18 protein-coding genes are annotated in these 19,746 nt (G+C 62.7%); 13 read left to right on the forward strand and 5 right to left on the reverse strand.

Features of this window, described 5'->3' with window-relative positions; genetic code table 11:
• Positions 1 to 22: 22 nt before the first annotated feature.
• Genes NKI41_RS07510 through NKI41_RS07520 form a run of 3 tightly spaced genes read right to left on the reverse strand, consistent with a single transcriptional unit; the run spans position 23 to position 2,740 of the window.
• Complete coding sequence (locus tag NKI41_RS07510; RefSeq protein ID WP_352682416.1) at positions 23 to 1,252, reverse strand: NAD(P)/FAD-dependent oxidoreductase; 1,230 nt, start codon at positions 1,250 to 1,252, stop codon at positions 23 to 25.
• A 2-nt stretch (positions 1,253 to 1,254) separates the two neighbouring features.
• Positions 1,255 to 1,569, reverse strand: a complete 315-nt coding sequence (locus tag NKI41_RS07515) for a MocE family 2Fe-2S type ferredoxin (protein WP_352472320.1) — start codon at positions 1,567 to 1,569, stop codon at positions 1,255 to 1,257.
• A gap of 40 nt (positions 1,570 to 1,609) precedes the next feature.
• The gene (locus tag NKI41_RS07520; RefSeq protein ID WP_352682246.1) at positions 1,610 to 2,740 is read right to left on the reverse strand and encodes a fatty acid desaturase family protein; all 1,131 of its coding nucleotides are present in this window, start codon (positions 2,738 to 2,740) and stop codon (positions 1,610 to 1,612) included.
• 134 nt (positions 2,741 to 2,874) lie between these two features.
• Between NKI41_RS07520 and NKI41_RS07525 the strand changes: the two genes are divergently transcribed.
• The 7 genes from NKI41_RS07525 (at position 2,875) to NKI41_RS07555 (ending at position 10,433) form a co-directional block, all read left to right on the forward strand.
• Positions 2,875 to 3,906 carry a LacI family DNA-binding transcriptional regulator gene (locus NKI41_RS07525; RefSeq protein WP_352472322.1) on the forward strand — a complete coding sequence of 344 codons (1,032 nt, stop codon included), beginning with the start codon at positions 2,875 to 2,877 and terminating at the stop codon, positions 3,904 to 3,906.
• 309 nt (positions 3,907 to 4,215) lie between these two features.
• Positions 4,216 to 5,157, forward strand: a complete 942-nt coding sequence (locus tag NKI41_RS07530) for a sugar ABC transporter substrate-binding protein (protein ID WP_352451673.1) — start codon at positions 4,216 to 4,218, stop codon at positions 5,155 to 5,157.
• Positions 5,158 to 5,270: 113 nt separating this feature from the next.
• A complete protein-coding gene (locus tag NKI41_RS07535) occupies positions 5,271 to 6,347 on the forward strand; it encodes an ABC transporter permease (protein ID WP_292655972.1) in 1,077 nt (358 codons plus the stop codon).
• A 2-nt stretch (positions 6,348 to 6,349) separates the two neighbouring features.
• Positions 6,350 to 7,117 (forward strand): ATP-binding cassette domain-containing protein, encoded by a 768-nt coding sequence (locus NKI41_RS07540; protein WP_023677519.1) that lies wholly within the window; start codon positions 6,350 to 6,352, stop codon positions 7,115 to 7,117.
• A gap of 65 nt (positions 7,118 to 7,182) precedes the next feature.
• Positions 7,183 to 8,184: an inositol 2-dehydrogenase gene (iolG, locus tag NKI41_RS07545; protein WP_352682248.1), complete on the forward strand. Its 1,002-nt coding sequence runs from the start codon at positions 7,183 to 7,185 to the stop codon at positions 8,182 to 8,184.
• 23 nt (positions 8,185 to 8,207) lie between these two features.
• Positions 8,208 to 9,002, forward strand: a complete 795-nt coding sequence (locus tag NKI41_RS07550) for an SDR family oxidoreductase (protein WP_352682250.1) — start codon at positions 8,208 to 8,210, stop codon at positions 9,000 to 9,002.
• Positions 9,003 to 9,341: 339 nt separating this feature from the next.
• Entirely contained in the window at positions 9,342 to 10,433 is a 1,092-nt protein-coding gene (locus NKI41_RS07555; protein WP_352682253.1) for a 3-deoxy-7-phosphoheptulonate synthase, read from the forward strand.
• Positions 10,434 to 10,648: 215 nt separating this feature from the next.
• Here NKI41_RS07555 and NKI41_RS07560 read toward each other — a convergent pair whose 3' ends face one another.
• Positions 10,649 to 11,758: a Gfo/Idh/MocA family protein gene (locus tag NKI41_RS07560; protein ID WP_352682256.1), complete on the reverse strand. Its 1,110-nt coding sequence runs from the start codon at positions 11,756 to 11,758 to the stop codon at positions 10,649 to 10,651.
• A 153-nt stretch (positions 11,759 to 11,911) separates the two neighbouring features.
• Here NKI41_RS07560 and NKI41_RS07565 point away from each other — a divergent pair, with 153 nt between their 5' ends.
• Positions 11,912 to 12,757: a MurR/RpiR family transcriptional regulator gene (locus tag NKI41_RS07565; protein WP_352540037.1), complete on the forward strand. Its 846-nt coding sequence runs from the start codon at positions 11,912 to 11,914 to the stop codon at positions 12,755 to 12,757.
• Here NKI41_RS07565 and NKI41_RS07570 read toward each other — a convergent pair.
• On the reverse strand, positions 12,754 to 13,644 hold the full coding sequence (locus NKI41_RS07570) for an AraC family transcriptional regulator (protein WP_352682258.1): 891 nt from the start codon (positions 13,642 to 13,644) through the stop codon (positions 12,754 to 12,756). The genes NKI41_RS07565 and NKI41_RS07570 overlap by 4 nt on opposite strands.
• 137 nt (positions 13,645 to 13,781) lie before the next feature.
• On the opposite strand from NKI41_RS07570, the gene NKI41_RS07575 reads away from it, so the two are divergent.
• The 5 genes from NKI41_RS07575 (at position 13,782) to NKI41_RS07595 (ending at position 19,746) form a co-directional block, all read left to right on the forward strand.
• Complete coding sequence (locus tag NKI41_RS07575) at positions 13,782 to 14,510, forward strand: SDR family oxidoreductase (RefSeq protein WP_352472328.1); 729 nt, start codon at positions 13,782 to 13,784, stop codon at positions 14,508 to 14,510.
• 200 nt (positions 14,511 to 14,710) lie between these two features.
• Positions 14,711 to 16,645 (forward strand): bifunctional 5-dehydro-2-deoxygluconokinase/5-dehydro-2-deoxyphosphogluconate aldolase, encoded by a 1,935-nt coding sequence (locus NKI41_RS07580; RefSeq protein WP_352472329.1) that lies wholly within the window; start codon positions 14,711 to 14,713, stop codon positions 16,643 to 16,645.
• Between the two features lie 34 nt (positions 16,646 to 16,679).
• Positions 16,680 to 18,524, forward strand: coding sequence for a 3D-(3,5/4)-trihydroxycyclohexane-1,2-dione acylhydrolase (decyclizing) (gene iolD, locus NKI41_RS07585; RefSeq protein ID WP_352682260.1), 1,845 nt, complete (start codon positions 16,680 to 16,682; stop codon positions 18,522 to 18,524).
• A 44-nt stretch (positions 18,525 to 18,568) separates the two neighbouring features.
• A complete protein-coding gene (gene iolE / locus NKI41_RS07590) occupies positions 18,569 to 19,486 on the forward strand; it encodes a myo-inosose-2 dehydratase (RefSeq protein WP_352682263.1) in 918 nt (305 codons plus the stop codon).
• 41 nt (positions 19,487 to 19,527) lie between these two features.
• Positions 19,528 to 19,746, forward strand: coding sequence for a DUF3329 domain-containing protein (locus NKI41_RS07595; protein ID WP_352453009.1), 219 nt, complete (start codon positions 19,528 to 19,530; stop codon positions 19,744 to 19,746).

Genomic DNA, 19,746 nt, shown 5'->3' on the forward strand with positions numbered 1-19,746 from the left:
GGCCAATTATCCACGCGGCGGATCAAGCCGCCAGCAACGACTTTAACTTGACGGACTGCGAGCCTAGCGCTTCCGGCGCCGGCCTTGCCTGCTTTGCAATCAGCATCTCGGCCAGCCTTATGTCGCGGGCGACCGCGTTGCCGGCGCCGATGCCGCTTGCCGCAACCAGCCTGCCGTCTTCGGCGAGGTGGAACAGGATGAAGGCGCCGTCGCCGAGGTCGCGGCGCACGATGCTGCGGCCTTCGTCCGACAGGCCGGCGATCTGCAAGGTCAGGCCGTACTGATCCGACCAGAACCACGGCACCGCCGCATGGGCCTCGCCGGCGCCAAGCATATTCCTTGCGGCGAGCGCGCCCTGCTCCTGTGCGTTGCGCCAGGCTTCGAGCCGCACGCGCCGGCCGCCATAGATGGCGAGCGGAAACGAACAGCAATCGCCGGCGGCAAAGACATCCGGGTCGCTGGTGCGAAGCTCGGCGTCGACGGCGATGCCATTGTCGACGGTCAGCCCCGCCTCCGCGGCAAGTCCGGTCACCGGCATGGCGCCGATGCCGATCACGGCAAGATCGGCGACAATGTCGTGTCCACCGGCGAGCGCGATGCGCACTTCGGCGCCATCATCGGCAATGGCGGCGATGCCCTCGCCGCACAGGATTTTCACGCCTTCCGCTTCATGCGCCTGATGGATGACCTCAGCGATCTCGGCTGGCACGCCGCGCATCAAGATGCGCGGCTGCGCCTCGATGATTGTGACCGCGGCACCCAGTCTGCGTGCCGCCGCGGCAAGCTCAAGCCCGATGAAGCCGCCGCCGACTATGGCGATGCGATTTCCGGCGCTGAGATGGGCGCGAATGGCCAGCGCGTCGTTGAAGGTCCGGAGGTAGACGCAGCGCCCGCCAAGGCCCGGCATAGGCAGCTTGCGCGGCACCGAACCGGTCGCCAGCAGGAGCTTGTCGTAGGCCAGGGCGGAACCGTGCGAGTGGCGCCCGACATGCGCCTCTCGGACGATCGCCACCGCCTGGACCGAATGGATATGCCTGATCGATCTTTCGGCCAGAACCGCCTCACTGGCGATCGCCTTGATCAGGGGCGCGTCGGCAACCATCGCATCTTTCGACAGCGGCGGGCGCTCATAGGGCAGATGCGGCTCGTCGCCGACCAGCGTCACCGGGCCATCATAGCCGAGCTCGCGCAGCGCAAGGGCGGCGCGCCCGCCGCATTCGCCGGCGCCGATGATGACCATTCCCTTCGTCATCATCAACCGATCCGGACAAGGACTTTGCCGGCGTCGACTTTGACCGGATAAGTTCTTAGATCGACGCAGACCGGCGCGCCCCTGGCAGCCCCTGTCTTGTAGTTGAAGCGGCCATTATGCTTCGGGCACTCGATGACGTCGTCCATGACCAGCCCGTCCGCCAGATGCACCTTCTCATGCGTGCAAAGCCCGTCGGTGGCGAAATACCCGTCGTCGGGGCTGCGATAGATGGCAAAGGTGCGGCCGCCATGGTCGAAGCGCATCACGTCTTCTTCGTCGATGTCCTCGGCGTCACAGGCCTCGACCCAGTCGCTCATTTACGGGTCCCTCGATGTTTGGTGCGTTGGCATGGGCTTGTCATTCAGCAGCCACTGCAACAGCAGCGTTATCGCTGTGGAAATCCTCGCGATAGGGCCTCGCCGTTGGCGGCAGTTCGCGCTTGATGAAATAATCCTCATTGCGCAGCTGGCGCAGGAAAGCCGGTATCATCTCGCGGTAGCCGGCCAGGATGGATGGTGTCGGCGCCGGCAGATCGTGCTTGATCAGTTCGTGCAGCCTGGGCAGCGCGTGATAGGGCACCATGGGAAACATGTGATGCTCGACGTGGTAGTTCATGTTCCAGTAGATGAGGCGGCTTATCGGGTTCATGTAGACGGTGCGGCTGTTGAGCCGGTGATCGGTGACGTTTTCAGCCAGGCCGCCATGCTGCAGCAGGCCGACCATGACATGGTGCCAGGCACCGTAAAGCCTGGGCAGACCGACCAGCATCAGCGGCAGGAACGAGCCGGTATAGAGCGCCAGCGCAATGGTCGCGGCATAGATTGTCGTCCAGATGCGGGCAATGCGAATTGCCTTCGGCTGCTCCTGGTCGGGAATGAAGGTTCTTTCGGCCGGACTGACGATACCGGCTGCATTGCGCAGCATGTCGCTCATCGCATGCCAGGCGTCGAGAATGCCGACGAAGTTGAGCACCACGCGCAGCAGATCGGGCGGACGCATCACCGAGATCTCCGGATCGCGGCCGACTATGATGGTATCGGTATGATGTCGCGTGTGGCTCCAGCGCCAGGTCACCGGGTTGCGCATGATCATGAAGCAGGCGACCTGATAGACCACGTCGTTCATCCACTGCGTCCTGAAAGCGGTCCCGTGGCCGCATTCGTGCCAGCGTGAATCGGTGGAGGAACCGTAGAGGACGCCGTAGACGAGGAAGAACGGCACGCACCACCAGCTGCCCCAGAACCAGGCGGCGCCGGCGCCGCTGAGGATCATGGCGCCGAGCCAGACGATGGTATCGCGGATCGCCGGGCCGTCGGAGCGCTGCATCAGCTCCTTCATCTGCTTGCGCGGCACGTCGGTGTGATACCACTCGGCCGCCGCCAGCCCGCTCTCGACGGCAAGCTTCGCGTCGCGGCCGATCAGGCTATAGTCGCGTCGGGACGCCGCTGCGGAGCTCGTATTCCCGGTTCGGAGTCCAATATCCACCATAGCGGAGGCCTCGATCATATTCGGTCAGCGTTCAAAATAACGCCGAGCCCTGATAGGCTCAATATCACAAAGATAGTTTCTATCATTTTCCATCAGAATGGTGTAAAAGGGCCAAACAGTGGAATGAGGCAGCGATGGCGAAACGGCCGACGATCACCGACCTGGCGCGCATTTCGGGGGTCAGCGTTGCCACCGTCGACCGGGTGCTGAACAACCGCTTGCCGGTGCGCGAGGAAACCGCGCGCCGCGTCTATGAGGCCGCGACCAGCATCGGCTATCACGCAGCCGGATTGATCAAGCAGCGGATGCGCCATGAATTGCCCGAATACCGGCTCGGGTTCCTGCTGTTGAGGCGGGAGGACGTCTTCTACAGCGAATTTGCCCGCGAGCTTGAACTGGCGGTATCGCAGTCGCCGCGCTTTCGCGGCGTGGCCACCATCGACTTCGCCGCTTCGCTGGCGCCGGACGAGATCGTCCAGCGGATGCGCAAGCTGGCCGCCAAATCCAGGGCCGTCGCCCTGGTCGGGCCTGATCACCCGACGCTGACGGTCGCCGTCGAGGCTCTCAAAGCCAATGGCGTACCGGTGTTCTCCCTGCTTTCCGACTTTGCGTCCGGTATTCGCGAGGGCTATGTTGGCCTGGACAATCGCAAGGTCGGCCGCACCGCTGCCTGGATGATCTCGAAGGCCGCGAAGAGACCTGGCAAGGTTGCCCTCTTCGTCGGCAGCCATCGCTTCCATGGCCATGAGCTTCGCGAGATCGGTTTTCGCTCCTTCTTTCGCGAGCAGGCGCCGGAATTCACTCTCCTCGAGACGTTGGTCAATCTGGAAGCGAACCAGATCACGCATGATGCAATGATCGAGCTTCTGGCCCGCCACCCTGATCTCGCCGGTTGCTATGTCGCCGGTGGCGGCATGGAAGGCGCGATCTCGGCGCTGAGGGAGGCAAAGCCGGCTGAGATGCCGGCGGTCGTCTGCAACGAGATCACGCCCGACTCCCGCGCGGCGCTGGCGGATAATTTCCTGACCATGGTGATCTCGACGCCACTGGCGGCGCTTTGCCGCGAGCTTGTCGGGCTGATGGCGCATGCCATCGAGACCGGCGCTGCGAATGCGCCGGGCCAGACCTTTCTGCCCTTCGACATTTATCTGCCAGAAAACATCTGACGTCGCGGTCATCGGCGGCAGACATGATGTAATCTATCAGAATGCTTTCAGGCCTCGCTTGCCTGAGCGTCCGTCCAAAAGCGCTCGAAATGCCGAAAATCCATTCCTCATGGCGAAATCTCGCTTGACGCCCACGCGAAATGGAATAAATATTTCACCATCTGAGCATTTTGGTTCTTTCGTTCCGGAAGATCTGTTTCAGGCAAATGCCTCTGGAACCAAAAATGGCAATCGGGAGAGAATTCCCTGCGAGATCGGGGATTCCGGGTAGATCGGTGCAGCCGGACACCAATGTGGAGGAGAAATAAAATGAAAAAACTGCTTTTGGGCGTCGCGTTCGCGGCGCTGATGAGTTCGTCCGCCTTTGCCGCCAAGATCGGCGTGTCGATGGCGTTGTTCGACGACAATTTTCTCACCGTGCTGCGCAACGGCATGATTGAACAGGCCAAGGGCATGGACGGCGTCGAGCTGCAGGTGGAGGATGCGCAGAACGACGTCGCCAAGCAACTCGACCAGATCAAGAACTTCGCCGCCTCAGGCGTCGACGCCATCATCGTCAACCCGGTCGACACCTCGGCGACCCAGGCAATGTCGGACGCAGCCGCCGCTGCCAAGATTCCACTGGTCTATGTCAATCGCGAGCCGGTCAACGTCGACACGCTGCCCGAAAACCAGGCCTTCGTCGCCTCGAACGAAGCCGATTCCGGCACGCTCGAGACCAAGGAGGTCTGCCGCCTCTTCAAGGAGGCCGGCAAGACTGAAGCCAACGTCTATGTGATCATGGGCGAGCTGTCGAACCAGGCAGCGGTGCAGCGCACCAAGGACATTGATGACGTGATCGCCACACCGGAGTGCAGCTTCATCAAGATCATCGACAAGCAGACGTCGAACTGGAAGCGCGAAGAAGCGCAGAACCTGATGACCAACTGGCTGTCGACCGGCAAGCCGTTCGACGGCGTCATCGCCAATAATGACGAAAGCGCCATCGGCGCCATCCAGGCGATGAAGGCCGCCAACATCGACATGAAGTCGGTTGTCGTCGGCGGGGTCGACGCTACCCAGGATGCGCTTGCCGCGATGCAGGCGGGCGACCTCGATGCGACGGTGTTCCAGGACGCGGCCGGCCAGGGTGCCGGCGCGCTTGACGCGGCGCTCAAGCTGGCGAAGGGCGAGAAGGTCGAGCACAAGGTCTACATCCCGTTCCAGCTGGTCACGCCGGCAAATATCGACAAGTTCCTGAAGAAGAACTGAGGCGGACCTGTCCGATACGGAGCGGCGCGCCAAAGTAAGACAGCGCCGCTCTGCTTTTCCCTCTCGGCCTGAACAGCGCCGAGTGGAGACCGTGGCTGACGGAGGAAGCACGATTGGCACAGACATCTCACGGCGTCGGCGGGCTCAGCTATGATGCGAAACGGCGCGCATGGCCGGCCGAATTCAACGTCTTCCTGGCGCTCGTCATCCTGGTCGGCGCTTTCGAGCTGATCGGCCGGGTTTTCCTGGGCGACAGCTTCCTTTTCAATACCCGCGACAATATCGATGCGATCTTCAACGAAGCGCGCCTGCAGATCATCATCCTGCAGGTGTCGATCGTCGGCATTATTGCCATCGGCGTGACGCAGGTGATCATTACCGGCGGCATCGACCTGTCCTCAGGTTCGATCGTCGGCGCCACGGCGATGATAGCCATGAGCTTCGCCCAGGTAGCGACGGTCAACGGCAACCCGAACCCCAAGGCGATGTTCATCGCCCAGGGCTGGACCGACCTGCCGGTGATCGTGCCCGTGCTGGTCGCGATCGGCTGCGGCCTGCTGGCCGGCCTGGTCAACGGCGCTTTGATCGCCTACACGCGCATCCCACCGTTCATCGCCACGCTCGGCATGATGGTCACCGCGCGCGGCATCGCCAAATGGTGGTCAAAGGGGCAGCCGATCTCGTTTCCGACCGAGAGTTTCGCCGCCATCGGCAAGGGGCTGATGCCGGTCATCATTTTCATATCGCTCGCAGTGCTGTTCCAGCTGATCCTGAGTTACACCAAATATGGCAAGCACTGCTATGCGATCGGCTCCAATGAGGACGCCGCGCGCATGTCCGGCATCAACATCGCCAACCACAAGATCCTCGTCTACGTCATTGCCGGCGTCCTCGCCGCGCTCGCCGCCGTGGTGCTGAGCTCCAAGAATCTCACCGCCCAAGCCGGCATGGGTGTAATGTACGAGCTCGATGCGATCGCCATGGCGGTTATCGGCGGTGTCTCGCTGTCGGGCGGCCGCGGCTCGATCATCGGAACGGTGATCGGCTCGCTGATCTTCGGCGTGATCATCTCCGGCTTCACCTTTCTGCGCCTCGACGCCTATTATCAGGAGATGGTCAAAGGCGTGATCATCGTCGGCGCAGTCGTTCTCGACCAGTGGCGCCAACGCCTGCGGGCAATGAGGGCTTGATCATGTCGGACATCGTCCTGAAGACCGAAAACCTGACCAAGTATTATGGCGGCGTCCATGCGCTGGAGGGTGCCGACTTCGAGCTGCGCAAGGGCGAGCATGTCGCTATCATGGGCGACAACGGCGCGGGGAAATCGACCTTCGTACGCCAGATCACCGGCGTCGAGCAGCGCACCAGTGGCAGGATGTGGTTCGACGGCAAGGAAGTGAATTTTGCCGGCCCCATCGAAGCCCGCGAGGCAGGCATCGAGACGGTGTTCCAGAACCTGGCGCTCGCCGACGACCTCGACGTGCCGTCGAACCTGTTCCTCGGCCGCGAGCGGGTGCTGTTCAATCTCGGGCCCTTCTCGATCCTCGATCGCAAGTTCATGCGCAAGGCGACCGAGGCAGCCTTGGTCCGCACAGCGGTCAAGATCCCCAATCTTTCCAATACTATCCGCCACATGTCGGGCGGCCAGCGCCAGTGCGTAGCAATTGCCAGAACCGCGACCTTTGCTTCCAAGCTCATCATCATGGATGAGCCGACGGCGGCACTCGGCGTGCAGGAGACGATGCAGGTCGAAAACATCATCCGCACGCTGAAGGAGAATGGCGAACCGCTGATCCTGATCTCTCACAACATGCGCCAGGTGTTCGACCTGGTCGACCGCATCGTCGTTTTCCGGCGCGGCCGCATCGTCGCCAATTTGCGCAAGCAGGACACCGACGGCAACGATATCGTCTCCTACATCACCGGCGCCAAGACCGGGCAGGCGGAACTTGCGGCGTAACGGCCAACGCCGAGCCACAGGCGCTGACGCCTCCCCTTCGAACCATCTTTAAAGGAAAATTCTTCATGCCTCTTCGCTTTGCTCTTCTCGGTGCCGGCCGTATCGGCAAGGTCCATGCTCGCGCCGTTGGTTCCAATCCGCAGGCCAGGCTGGTTGCGGTTGCCGACGCCTTCGAGAAGGCGGCGACCGATCTGGCCTCTGCCTATGACGCCGAAGTGCGCAGCATCGATGCCATCGAGAAGGCCGGCGATATCGATGCGGTCGTCATCTGCACGCCGACCGATACCCATGCCGATCTGATCGAACGCTTCGCCAAAGCGGGCAAGGCGATTTTCTGCGAAAAGCCGATCGATCTCGACGCCGGCAGAGTGGAAGAATGCCTGGCCATCGTCGACAAGGCCGGCGCCACCCTGATGGTCGGCTTCAACCGCCGCTTCGATCCGCATTTTGCCGCCGTGCGCAAGGCGATCGACGACGGCGCCATCGGCACTGTCGAAATGGTGACAATCACCTCGCGCGATCCCGGCCCGCCGCCGCTCGACTATATCGGCCGCTCGGGCGGCATCTTCCGCGACATGACCATTCATGATTTCGACATGGCGCGCTTCCTGCTCGGCGAGGAGCCGGTGGCGGTCAGCGCGCATGCTTCGGTGCTGGTCGACAAGAAGATCGGCGAGGCCGGCGACTTCGACAGCGTCAGCGTCATCCTCGAAACTGCCTCCGGCAAGCAATGCGTTATCTCCAACTCGCGCCGCGCCACCTACGGCTACGACCAGCGCATCGAGGTGCATGGCTCGAAAGGCATGATTGCGGCCGAGAACCAGCGGCCGGTGTCGATCGAACTGGCCAATGAGAAAGGCTATACGCGGCCGCCGCTGCACGATTTCTTCATGACCCGTTATCTCGACGCTTATGCCAACGAGATCGCTGCCTTCATCGCGGCAGCGACGTCAGGCAAGAAGGCGGCGCCGAGCGGCAAGGACGGGCTGGTGGCGCTCAGGCTGGCGGATGCGGCGCTGAAATCGGCCAAGGAAGGCAAGACCGTCCGCCTCGACAAAACAATCTGACTATCAAGCACAGGAGCAAGGCGATGAACGGTTCAGCCGGTCGCAATTCCGAAACACGCGCCATCGTCACCGGCGGCGCACAAGGCATCGGCTTTGCCGTCGCCGAAGCGCTGGCCGATGAGGGTTGCCGGGCGCTGGCGCTGATCGGCCGCTCGCAGGAGAAGGGCGACAAGGCTGTCGCCATCCTCAAGGGGGCAGGCGTCGATGCCATCTTCATCAGCGCCGACGTCTCAAAAGTGGCCGACTGCAAGCGTGCGGTCGAAACGGCGATTGGCCATTTTGGTTCCGTCAACGCGCTGGTCAACGCCGCTGCCACCTCGGCTCGCGGCTCGCTGGTCGAGACCTCCGAGGATCTGTTCGACCAGATATTCCAGACCAATGTGCGCGGCCCGTTTTTCCTGATGCAGGGCGTGGTGGCGCATTTGCTGGCGCGCCAGGTACCGGGCTCGATCGTCAATGTGCTGTCGATGTCGGCGCATTGCGGCCAGTCGTTCCTGGCGCCTTATTCGTCAAGCAAGGGAGCGCTGGCGACACTCACCAAGAATGTCGCCAATGCCTATCGCGGCAATCGCATCCGCTGCAATGCGGTGCTGCCCGGCTGGATGGACACCGAAGGCGAGGCGATCGTGCAGAAGAAATGGCACGACGCCCCGGACGACTGGCTGGAAAGGGCCGAGGCCGCGCAGCCGATGGGTCAATTGGTGAAGCCGGCACAGCTTGCCCGGTTGATCAGCTATATGATCAGCCCGCAGTCCGGCGTCATGACCGGGTCGCTGGTCGATTACGACCAGAGCGTCGCCGGGTCGTCGCCGGAATAACGCCGGCAAGTCTAGCGGAACGCTTCGTCATCCACGGGCGGAGCAAGGAGCGCAGCGACGCGGCGCAGACCCGAGGATGACGAAGTTCGGGGGGCTTCAGCCAATCGCGAATGGGCTGGAGTAAACCTCCTCCTCACCAGGCACGTGACAAGCGCATCCGCATCGACTATATCAGCCCTCATGATCAACCTGACCGCCACATATTGGTACTTTATGAGCTCGCTGGCGGCGGGAGGATTGCGCTCGATCTGAAGATTGCAGCAACAATATCCGAACAGCCGCCAGACCTGGCGGCTTTTTTGTTTCAGCCGGCAGGTCTCCCAATCAGGAGCATAAGCCGTGTTGACGACCACAGACGATCTTCGGGTCAAAGAAATAAGGGAATTGAGCACGCCGGACGAGGTGATGCGGGAGATACCGCGCACGCTGACGGCGACGCGCACCGTTGCCGCGTCACGCAATGCGATCCACGCGGTGCTGACCGGCACCGACGATCGGCTGGTGGTCGTCGTCGGCCCCTGTTCAATCCACGACCCGGCCGCCGCCGTAGACTATGCCAGCCGTTTGGCATCGCTGCGTGAAAACCTGTCGGACCGGCTGGAGATCGTGATGCGGGTTTATTTCGAGAAGCCGCGCACGACGATCGGCTGGAAGGGCCTGATCAACGATCCCGACCTCGACGGCAGCTTCAACATCGACAAGGGTCTGCGGATGGCCCGCAACGTGCTCTCGGCGGTCAACAATCTCGGCCTTCCCTCAGCGACCGAGTTCCTCGACATGACAACTCCGCAATACATTGCCGACCTCGTCGCCTGGGGCGCGATCGGCGCGCGCACGACCGAGAGCCAGATCCACCGCGAACTCGCATCAGGCCTGTCCTGCCCGGTCGGCTTCAAGAACGGCACCGACGGCAATTTGCGGATCGCGGCCGAGGCGGTGAAATCCGCCGCCCAGCCGCACCATTTCATGGCGGTGACGAAAGGTGGGCGCAGCGCCATCGCGACGACCACCGGCAACGAGGACTGCCACGTCATCCTGCGCGGCGGCATTGTGCCCAACTACGACGCGGCAAGCATAGCTGCTGCCTCCGCTGAGCTCGGCCGGATCGGCGTGGCACCTCGGCTGATGATCGATGTCAGTCATGCCAACAGCAACAAGAAGCCGGAAAACCAGCCGCTGGTGGCGGCTGACGTGGCGGGCCAGATCGCGGCAGGCGACGAGCGCATCATCGGCGTCATGATCGAGAGCAACCTTGTCGCCGGCCGGCAGGATGTCGTGCCCGGCAAGCCGCTCCTCTATGGCCAGAGCATCACCGATGGCTGCATCGACTGGGCGACCACCGAGACCGTGCTGCACGGCCTTGCCGACGCCGTCGAGCAGCGCCGGTCGGTGCGCCGCGCCATGATCGCCGGCCGGCCAGGAGCCGCCTGAGCACTTCACCTTCTCCCCTTGTGGGAGAATGTGGATCGGCGCGCAGCGCCGAGCCGGATGAGGGGTGCTGGAAGAAACTCGGCGCAAAAATATTGAGGGATTTTAAGCGGTTATTTCTTCGCTGTAGCGATCCGTCCAACACCCCTCATCCGACCGAGCTTCGCTCGGTCTCCCCTTCTCCCACAAGGGGGGAAGGGGAGACCAGCGCGGGCTTACTACCGCACCTCCATCCAGCGCTGTTCCGCGAACGAGCGCGCCATCGCGTGCACCGTGCGCTCGATCTCCAGGCCTTCGTCGAAATCGATGATCCGCGCCGGCTTGCCGGCAAGTCGCGTCAACAGTTCCCGGCATTCGATAATCTTGAGGTCATTAAAGCCAAGGCCGTGGCCGGGCGCCGGCAGGAAGGCGTCATAAGGCTTATGATGCGGCGCCACCAGGATGGTGCGATAGCCTTGCTCGGTCGGCCGGTCGGCCGTCAGATAGAGTTGGAACTCATTCATCCGCTCCTGGTCGTACAGGATCGAGCCCTTCGAGCCAAAAATCTGGATGGCGATCCGGCCTTTGCGGCCCCAGGCCGAACGGTTGACCAGCAGCGTGCCGGCGATGCCGTTTTCGAGATGCATCAGGATGCTCGCGATGTCGTAGGTCTCGACCGCGCGGCGCCCGCCCGAGGCGACGCGGCGGTCGGCATAGGGTCTGGCCATGTCGCACATGACGCGGGCAACGCGGCCGAACAGTACGGCGATGAGCGACAGCGGATGCACGGCGAAATCGTCGAGCGCGCCGTAACCGGACGCCGCCTCGTGCTTCCAGAAGAACAGCGCCTCCGGATCGGCCATGAAGTCCTCGTCCATCTCGATACGCAGATGGTTGACCTCGCCGATGATCTTCTCGTCGAGCAGCGCGCCGATATGGCGGATCGCTGGATTCTGAATATAGTTATAGCCGAGCGCGGCCACCTTGCCGGACTTTTGGGCCGCCGCAGCCATTGCTTGCGCCTCCGCAAAACTTGGCGCCATCGGTTTTTCACACCACAGATGCTTGCCGGCTTCGAGGATGGCGATGGCCATTTCCGGGTGGAACTGGTTCGGCGTGGTCAGCGAGATGACATCGACATCCGGGTCGTCGACGACGGCGCGCCAGTCACCGGACGCCTTGGCGAAGCCGAATTCGCTGGCACGGCGTTTGGCAAGATCCTCGTTGACCTCGCCCAGATGGACCAGCCTTGGCTTGGCCACATCGGGAAAGACGGTGCCGACCGCGTTCCAGGCAATGGCGTGGCACTTGCCCATGAAACCCGTGCCGATAAGACCTACCCCGACCATCCGCTTGCCTCCCTGTGCGCAAAATTTGTGTGGATGAATTAGTCCATTTTGTCTGCAGATGGAACGCTTGTCTCATTTTTTATGGTGTTCTTGCACAGGCCCGCTATGATGGGCCACAGAGGGAACCAGACGATGAGCCTAGGCGGAGCGACGATGGACGAACGGGTGCCGCGCGATTTCGAGACGCTGCGGGCGACGATACTGGAGCGGCGTCAGAGCCTGCCGAAACGTATCGCCCAAATCGCCGCCTATGCGCTCGACAACCCAGACGATATCGCCTTCGGCACCGCTGCCAGCATCGCCGCTTCCGCCGGTGTCCAGCCTTCGACCCTGATCCGCTTTGCCCAGCAGCTTGGTTTTGATGGTTTCACCAGCCTGCAGTTGGTGTTTCGCGAGCGCCTGCGCGAGCGCAACTCATCCTATGATGAAAGGCTGGCGGCATTGCGCGCCAAGGCCGAGGAAGGCGCCGGCCACCGCGCGATTTTCGACGGTTTTGTTGCCGCAGCCAGTACCTCGCTCAACGACATTTCGCGCACGCTGAATGAAGACCATTTCGAAGATGCGATCACCGTGCTGGCCAAGGCCGAAACCATTTACGTGCTGGCCAAGCGGCGCTCCTACCCGGTCGCCTCCTATATCGCCTATGCATTGGGCAAGCTCAAGATCCGCAACCAGCTGATCGAATCGGCCGCCGGCCTCAATGCAGAGATGATCGGCTTTGCCTCTCCAAGGGACGCCGTGATCGCCATCAGCTTTTCGCCCTATGCCCCGGCCACCATCGAGGAGGCGCGCGTCATTTCGGAGCAAGGCGTGCCGATCGTGGCGATTACCGACAGCTCCTTTTCGCCACTCGCCCAATTCGCCAGGGTCTGGTTCGAGGTCGCCGAGGCCGATTTCGCCGGCTTCCGCTCGCTGTCGGCGACGATGGCTTTGGCTATGGCGCTGACCGTCGCGGTCGGCGAGAAGCGGCGCGACAGCGGCCGCAAGCGCAAGCCTTAGATCACCTCTATTGCCGTTTCGCCTTCTGCCGAAAGCCGCGCTGCGTCGCGTGCAGGCGGCGACCCGAACTGGCGGGCATACTCCCGGCTGAACTGGGAAGCACTCTCATAGCCGACGGCGAAGGCGACACGTGCGACGTTGCCCGGCTGGGCAATCAGCAGATGGCGGGCTTCCAGCAAGCGGATTTGCTTTTGATACTGGATTGGGCTCATGGCCGTCGCCGCCTTGAAGTGACGATAAAACGCAGCACTGCTCATACGGGCAATCTCGGCCAGGTCGCCGACCCGGACCGGCTGATGGGGATGCGAACGGATCCAGGCGATCGCCCGGCCAATCCGGGACAGATGGCCATCGGCGCGCGCAAGTTCACGAAGCTTTCCGCCTTGCGGGCCTTGCAGGAGCCGAAACAGCACCTCTCGCTCGATCATGGTCGCGAGCACGGGAATCTCCGCTGGCCGGTCAAGCAGCCGCAGCATTCGACGCAACGCGTCGAGCAGGTCGTCATCAGCGGGAGAGGTGGAGAAACTATCGCCCCTGAGGGCCGGCGCGTGCTCGACGAGGAGCGCGGCGACGGCCTGCAGGTCAAGGGTCAAGCCAATGGCCAGGTAAGGACGCGCCGCGCTCGCTTCGATTATCTGGCTGATGGTGGGCGTCTCGACAGTATAGATGAAATAGCTGGCCGGATTGTAACGAAGAGCCCGGTCGCCGATCAGAACCGTCTTCGCGCCCTGCAGTACGAATAAGATCCCCGACCCCCACACCCCTGGTATTGGCGCCGTGGCGACTTCGCTGCGGCCGATCGAAACGCGGGGAATCGCCGTTCTTGTTCGTCGCCCGCGCGCATGACGGCTGGCGATCTCGATCAACTCCTGCAGCGCTTCGCTCATTGCGCCAGCATCGCGCATTCGCACCGGCTGCGCAACAGCGTGAGAGGATTAGGCAAGAACCGGAGAATTTCCGGCGCGCGGCGCCCGCTGTCTCGCGCCATTTGTGGGTCTTCCACAGCAAACATGGAGACACCGATATGACGACATCGAAAAGCGCGCTGGTGACCGGCGCCAACAAGGGTATAGGCCGTGAAATCGCCCGGCAACTGGCGACCAAGGGCTTCAAGGTCTGGCTCGGCGCCAGGAGCGCCGAACGCGGCATGGCGGCGGCGCAGGCATTGCGCGCCGAAGGCCTCGACGTGGAGTGGCTTGAGCTGGACGTCACGCGGGATGACAGTGTGAAGGCGGCAGCCGAGGCATTCAGGCAGGCCAGCCCCTGCCTCGACGTGCTGGTGAACAACGCCGGCGTCGCCATCAATTACGACCTGCCGCCGAGCCAGCAGCGGATCGCCGACATCCAGGCCACCTACGACGTCAATGTCTTCGGCCCGATCCGCGTGACCCAGGCATTCCTGTCGCTGCTGCTAGCAGCACCTGCTGCCCGGATCGTGATGGTGAGCAGCTCCACCGGGTCCATCGGCCGGGCGCTCGATCCCGCCACTGCGAACCACGCCGTTAACATGATGGGCTACGGCAGCTCCAAGACAGCCTTGAACGCCATCACGGTGGCATTCGCCAGGGAGCTCGCGCCGCAAGGCATCAAGGTCAACGCCGCGGCGCCCGGCTACACTGCCACCGATCTCAACGGGTATAAAGGTCACCGCACGGTGCAGCAGGCGGCCGAGATCGTCATTCACCTGGCGACCTTGGACGCCGATGGCCCGACCGCCGGGTACTTCAACGATGATGGCCCGCTTCCTTGGTAAATCAGCTGGTTTCAGTGGTAGACACTTGACGTTCGTCTGACTTCAAAGTTTCTGAACGCGCGAGCCTTGCACAGCACTTTTCAGCCTTGGGAATGCTCGTTCCATATTGACTATGGATTGGAATTATTATTTCATATTGCCGGCGCCACGCTGCCGCTCGCGCGTGTTACCCAAAACAACAAAGCCGATGGGAGGTTCGAATGGGCGAAGCCGTGGAAGCGAGACATGCGCCGCTCGACATTATCACCATCGGCCGCGCTTCCGTCGATCTCTATGGTCAGCAGATCGGCTCGCGCCTCGAGGACATTACTTCCTTTGCCAAGTCGGTCGGCGGCTGTCCGGCCAATATCGCGGTCGGTACTGCCAGGCTCGGCCTGCGCTCGGCGCTGCTCACCCGCGTCGGCAATGAGCAGATGGGCCGCTTCATCCGCGAGCAGCTGACCCGCGAGGGCGTTTCGGTCCAAGGCCTCAAGACCGATCCGGAGCGGCTGACCGCCCTGGTGCTGCTGTCGGTCGAGGATGAAGGCGTCTCGCCGATGATCTTCTATCGCAGCGATTGCGCCGACATGGCGCTTTCGAAAGACGATATCGATGAGGCGTTTATCGCTTCGGCACGCGCGGTCGTCGTCACCGGCACGCATTTTTCACGGCCCAACAGCGACGCCGCCCAGCGCAAGGCGATCCGTGTCATGAAAGCCAAGGGCGGCAAGGTGGTGTTCGACATCGACTACCGCCCCAACCTCTGGGGTCTCGCCGGCCACGCCGAAGGCTTCGAGCGCTATGTGAAATCCGACCGCGTCTCGGCGCAGTTGAAGACGGTGCTGCCCGATTGCGATCTCATCGTCGGCACCGAAGAGGAAATCATGATCGCCTCGGGCGCAGACGATTGCCTGAGCGCGCTGAAAACCATCCGCTCGCTGTCGGCGGCAACCATCGTGCTGAAACGCGGCGCCATGGGCTGCATCGTCTATGACGGGCCGATCAGCGACGACCTCGAGGACGGTATCGTCGGCAAGGGATTTCCAATCGAGGTCTACAATGTGCTCGGCGCCGGCGACGCCTTCATGTCGGGCTTCCTGCGCGGCTGGCTCGGCGAGGAAGGCCTGGCGACGGCGGCGACCTGGGCCAATGCCTGCGGCGCCTTTGCCGTGTCGCGGCTCCTCTGCGCACCGGAATACCCGACTTTCGAGGAATTGCAGTTCTTCCTGAAAAACGGCAGCAAGCATCTGGCGCTGCGCAAGGACGAGGCGATCAATCACATCCATTGGGCGACCACGCGCCGGCGCGACATCCCCTCGCTGATGGCGTTCGCCTGCGACCACCGCGTCCAGCTGGAGGATGTCGCGGCAAAAGCCGGCGCCGATCCGTCGCGAATCCCGGCTTTCAAGGTGCTGACGGTCAAGGCTGCGGCCAAGGTCGCGGCTGGCCGCGCCGGCTACGGCATGCTGCTCGACGAAAAATACGGACGCGAGGCGATGTTCGAATTCGCCCACCATTCCTTCGCCTGGCTCGGCCGGCCGGTCGAGTTGCCGGGTTCGCGGCCGCTTCGCTTCGAGTTCTCGCAAGACATAGGTTCGCAACTGACCGAATGGCCGGTCGACCACTGCATCAAGTGCCTGTGCTTCTATCATCCCGACGATCCCGCGGCGCTGAAGAGCGAACAGCAGCAGAAACTGCGCGCTTTGTTCGAGGCCGCGCGGAAAATGGGCAGAGAACTTCTGGTCGAGATCATCGCCGGCAAGCACGGCAGGCTCGACGACATGACCATCCCGCGCGCGCTCGAGGAACTCTACGCACTCGGCATCAAGCCCGATTGGTGGAAGCTCGAACCGCAGGCATCGGCCGGCGCATGGGCAAAGATCGAAGCGGTGATCCTGAAGCACGATCCGTGGTGCCGTGGAATTGTGCTGCTTGGCCTGGAAGCGCCGCAGGACGAGCTGGAAGCGGCCTTCGCCGCCACCGCCAAGGCGCCTATCGTCAAAGGCTTCGCTGTCGGCCGCACCATCTTCATTAACGCGGCCGAACAATGGCTTGCCGGCAAGATGTCGGACGAGGAGGCGGTGGCCGACATGGCATCGCGTTTCGAAAAACTGACCGAGGCATGGCTTGCCGCGCGCGGTCGCAAAGCAGCATAAGAAGGCGCGACATAAGCACTGCGGAGGAACCGACATGACCAAGACAATCCGCCTGACGATGGCGCAGGCGCTGACCCGCTTTCTTGCCCGACAGATGACCGAGATGCACGGCAAGAAAGTGCCGATCTTCGGCGGAGTCTGGGCGATCTTCGGCCACGGCAATGTCGCCGGCGTCGGCGAGGCGCTCTACCAGGTTCGCGACGAACTGCCGACCTTCCGTGCCCATAACGAGCAGGCAATGGCGCATGCGGCGATCGCCTACGCCAAGGCCAATTTCCGCCGCCGCTTCATGGCCGCGACCAGTTCGATCGGCCCCGGCGCGCTCAACATGGTGACCGCTGCGGCACTTGCGCATGTAAACAGGTTGCCTGTCCTGTTTCTGCCTGGCGACGTCTTCGCCAATCGCATTCCCGATCCCGTCCTGCAGCAGGCCGAGGATTTTTCCGATGGCACGGCGACGGTCAATGACTGCCTCCGCCCGGTGTCGCGCTATTTCGACCGCATCACGCGGCCGGAGCAGATCATGCCGGCGCTCAACCGCGCCATGCAGGTGCTGACCGATCCCGCCGAATGCGGCCCGGTGACGCTGGCGCTGTGCCAGGACGTGCAGGCCGAGGCCTATGACTACCCCGAGAGTTTCTTTGCCGAGCGACTCTGGACGCCGCGACGGCAGCGCCCGGACCGCAACGAACTGGCGGCCGCAGTCGCGGTACTCAAAGCGGCGAAAAAGCCGCTGGTGATCGCGGGCGGCGGCGTACTCTATTCGCAGGCATCCGAGGAGCTGGCAAAACTGGTGCAAGGCGCCGGCATTCCAGGTTGTGAGACGCAAGGCGGCAAATCCTCGCTCCCGGACGATCATCCGTTGAACATGGGCGCGGTCGGCGTTACCGGCACTTCGGCGGCCAACAGGCTGGCCGAAGAGGCCGACGTCGTGCTTGCCGTCGGCACCAGACTGCAGGATTTCACCACCGGCTCCTGGGCATTGTTCAAGCATGCCGGCAGGACCATCATCGGGCTCAACGTGCAGCCTTTTGACGCCGGAAAGCACCAGGCGCTGCCGCTGGTCGCCGATGCGGCGGAAGGGCTCGCCGAACTCGCTGCGGCGCTGAAAGGCTGGAAGGCCCCTTCAGGCTGGACCGACAATGCGATCACGGGCAAGAAGGACTGGCAAGCGGATGCCGACAAGGTGACGGCGTCGACCAATGCCGCCTATCCGTCCGACGCGCAAGTGATCGGCGCAGTACAGCGCGCCATGGGCTCCGGCGTGGTACTGCTTCATGCGGCCGGCGGCTTGCCCGGCGAATTGCACAAGCTATGGCAGGCGGGCGCGCCCGGCTCCTACCACGCAGAATACGGCTTCTCGACAATGGGCTATGAAATCGCCGGCGGGCTTGGCGTCAAGATGGCCAAGCCGGACGAAGAGGTCGTGGTCATGATCGGCGACGGCTCCTACCTGATGCTCAATTCCGAGATCGCGACCTCGGTGATGCTCGGCCTCAAGCTGACCATCGTGCTGCTCGACAACCGCGGCTATGGCTGTATCAACCGGTTGCAGATGGCGACCGGCGGCGCCAACTTCAACAATCTGCTGAAGGACGCCCGTCACGAAGCCTTGCCCGAGATCGACTTCGCCGCGCATGCTGCGAGCATGGGTGCGATTGCCGAAAAAGTGCCATCGATCGCCGGGCTGGAAACGGCGTTGGTGCAAGCGAAGAAGAACACGCGAACGACGGTGCTGGTCATCGACACCGACCCGCTGGTTTCGACCGAGGCCGGTGGAAGCTGGTGGGATGTCGCAGTGCCGGAAGTCTCGGCACGGCCGCAAGTGAATGCGGCGCGCAAGAAATATGAGGAAGCGCTGAGCGGGCGGGTTCTTTAGCCATCCGCGAACGCGCCTCGAATGTCTGAAACTGGAGTGACGACTTGAAAGCCAAACTGGGCATGTCCCCCATTGCATGGTGGAACGACGATCTCGCCGAACTCAGCGATGATGTGTCGCTGGAGGAGTGCCTGCGCCAGTCGCGCTCGGCTGGCTTTACCGGAATGGAAATGGGCCGCCGCTTTCCCAACGATCCGCAAATCATGCTGCCGATCCTGAAAGAGGCCGACGTGACGCTTTGCGGCGGCTGGTTCTCGGGGACGCTGGTCGACGAAGACATGGCGAAGAACAAGGATCGTATCCAGCCGATGATCGACCTGTTCAAGGCGGTGAACGCGCCATGCATCGTCTATGGTGAAGTCGGCCGCTCCATCCAGGGCGACCGCTCGAAGCCGCTCGCCAGCAAGCCCAGGCTTCCGGACGAGGAAATGAAAGCCTACGCCCGGCGGCTAACCGAGTTCGGCGAATGGTGTGCAGGGCAAGGCATGCCGCTCTCCTACCATCATCATATGGCGGCAGTAGTTGAGACCGAGCCAGAGCTAGATGCCTTCATGCGCTATTCGGGAGAAGGCATTCCATTGCTGCTCGACGCGGGTCACCTGGCCTTTGCCGGCGGCGATGTGCTGCGCGCTATTGATAACCACCACCGGCGCATCAACCACGTGCATGTGAAAGACGTACGCATGGAGGTGATCAACAAGCTGGATCGTAGCAGGCAATCCTTTCTCGATGCGGTGGCGCTTGGTGCCTTCACCGTGCCGGGAGATGGCTCGCTGGATTTTGGCGCCATCGTCCAGAGGCTCGCCGACCATGGCTATGAGGGCTGGTTCGTGGTCGAGGCCGAGCAGGATCCGAAGAAGAACCCGCCGCTCAAGATGGCGCAGGTCGGCTACAAGGAATTGATGCGGCTGATGACAGCGGTCGGCTATACGGTGGAGACAAAAGGCTTTCCCAATGCTTGAGGCTCGCGAGGAAGGGCTGATCCGATGCCGGGGGTGATCCGATGAAAGACTCCGAGCACCCGTTTTTCCGGCCGCTGTGGCGGCGCGTCGCCGTTGTCGCGGTCTGCCTGGTCTGGTCGGTGATCGAATTCGCCACCGGCACGCCGTTCTGGGGCGTGATCGCGCTCGGCTTCGCCGGCTATGCCGTCTGGCAGTTTTTCTACCTCTACAAGCCGGCTGACGAGGACAAGTCATCGGCGGACGCCGAACCGAAGGAATGA

It is taken from the genome of Mesorhizobium sp. M0601, from assembly GCF_040320845.1.
Classification (GTDB): Bacteria; Pseudomonadota; Alphaproteobacteria; order Rhizobiales; family Rhizobiaceae; genus Mesorhizobium.

Excerpts from the sequence above, each read along its gene's own strand:
- NKI41_RS07550 (WP_352682250.1), top strand. The coding sequence starts at position 8,208 with ATGAACGGTTCAGCCGGTCGCAATTCCGAAACACGCGCCATCGTCACC.
- iolD (WP_352682260.1), top strand. The coding sequence starts at position 16,680 with ATGACCAAGACAATCCGCCTGACGATGGCGCAGGCGCTGACCCGCTTT.
- NKI41_RS07520 (WP_352682246.1), bottom strand. The coding sequence starts at position 2,740 with ATGGTGGATATTGGACTCCGAACCGGGAATACGAGCTCCGCAGCGGCG.
- iolG (WP_352682248.1), top strand. The coding sequence starts at position 7,183 with ATGCCTCTTCGCTTTGCTCTTCTCGGTGCCGGCCGTATCGGCAAGGTC.
- NKI41_RS07525 (WP_352472322.1), top strand. The coding sequence starts at position 2,875 with ATGGCGAAACGGCCGACGATCACCGACCTGGCGCGCATTTCGGGGGTC.
- NKI41_RS07530 (WP_352451673.1), top strand. The coding sequence starts at position 4,216 with ATGAAAAAACTGCTTTTGGGCGTCGCGTTCGCGGCGCTGATGAGTTCG.
- NKI41_RS07560 (WP_352682256.1), bottom strand. The coding sequence starts at position 11,758 with ATGGTCGGGGTAGGTCTTATCGGCACGGGTTTCATGGGCAAGTGCCAC.
- NKI41_RS07575 (WP_352472328.1), top strand. The coding sequence starts at position 13,782 with ATGACGACATCGAAAAGCGCGCTGGTGACCGGCGCCAACAAGGGTATA.
- NKI41_RS07570 (WP_352682258.1), bottom strand. The coding sequence starts at position 13,644 with ATGAGCGAAGCGCTGCAGGAGTTGATCGAGATCGCCAGCCGTCATGCG.
- NKI41_RS07565 (WP_352540037.1), top strand. The coding sequence starts at position 11,912 with ATGGACGAACGGGTGCCGCGCGATTTCGAGACGCTGCGGGCGACGATA.
- NKI41_RS07510 (WP_352682416.1), bottom strand. The coding sequence starts at position 1,252 with ATGACGAAGGGAATGGTCATCATCGGCGCCGGCGAATGCGGCGGGCGC.
- NKI41_RS07515 (WP_352472320.1), bottom strand. The coding sequence starts at position 1,569 with ATGAGCGACTGGGTCGAGGCCTGTGACGCCGAGGACATCGACGAAGAA.
- NKI41_RS07540 (WP_023677519.1), top strand. The coding sequence starts at position 6,350 with ATGTCGGACATCGTCCTGAAGACCGAAAACCTGACCAAGTATTATGGC.
- NKI41_RS07580 (WP_352472329.1), top strand. The coding sequence starts at position 14,711 with ATGGGCGAAGCCGTGGAAGCGAGACATGCGCCGCTCGACATTATCACC.
- NKI41_RS07595 (WP_352453009.1), top strand. The coding sequence starts at position 19,528 with ATGAAAGACTCCGAGCACCCGTTTTTCCGGCCGCTGTGGCGGCGCGTC.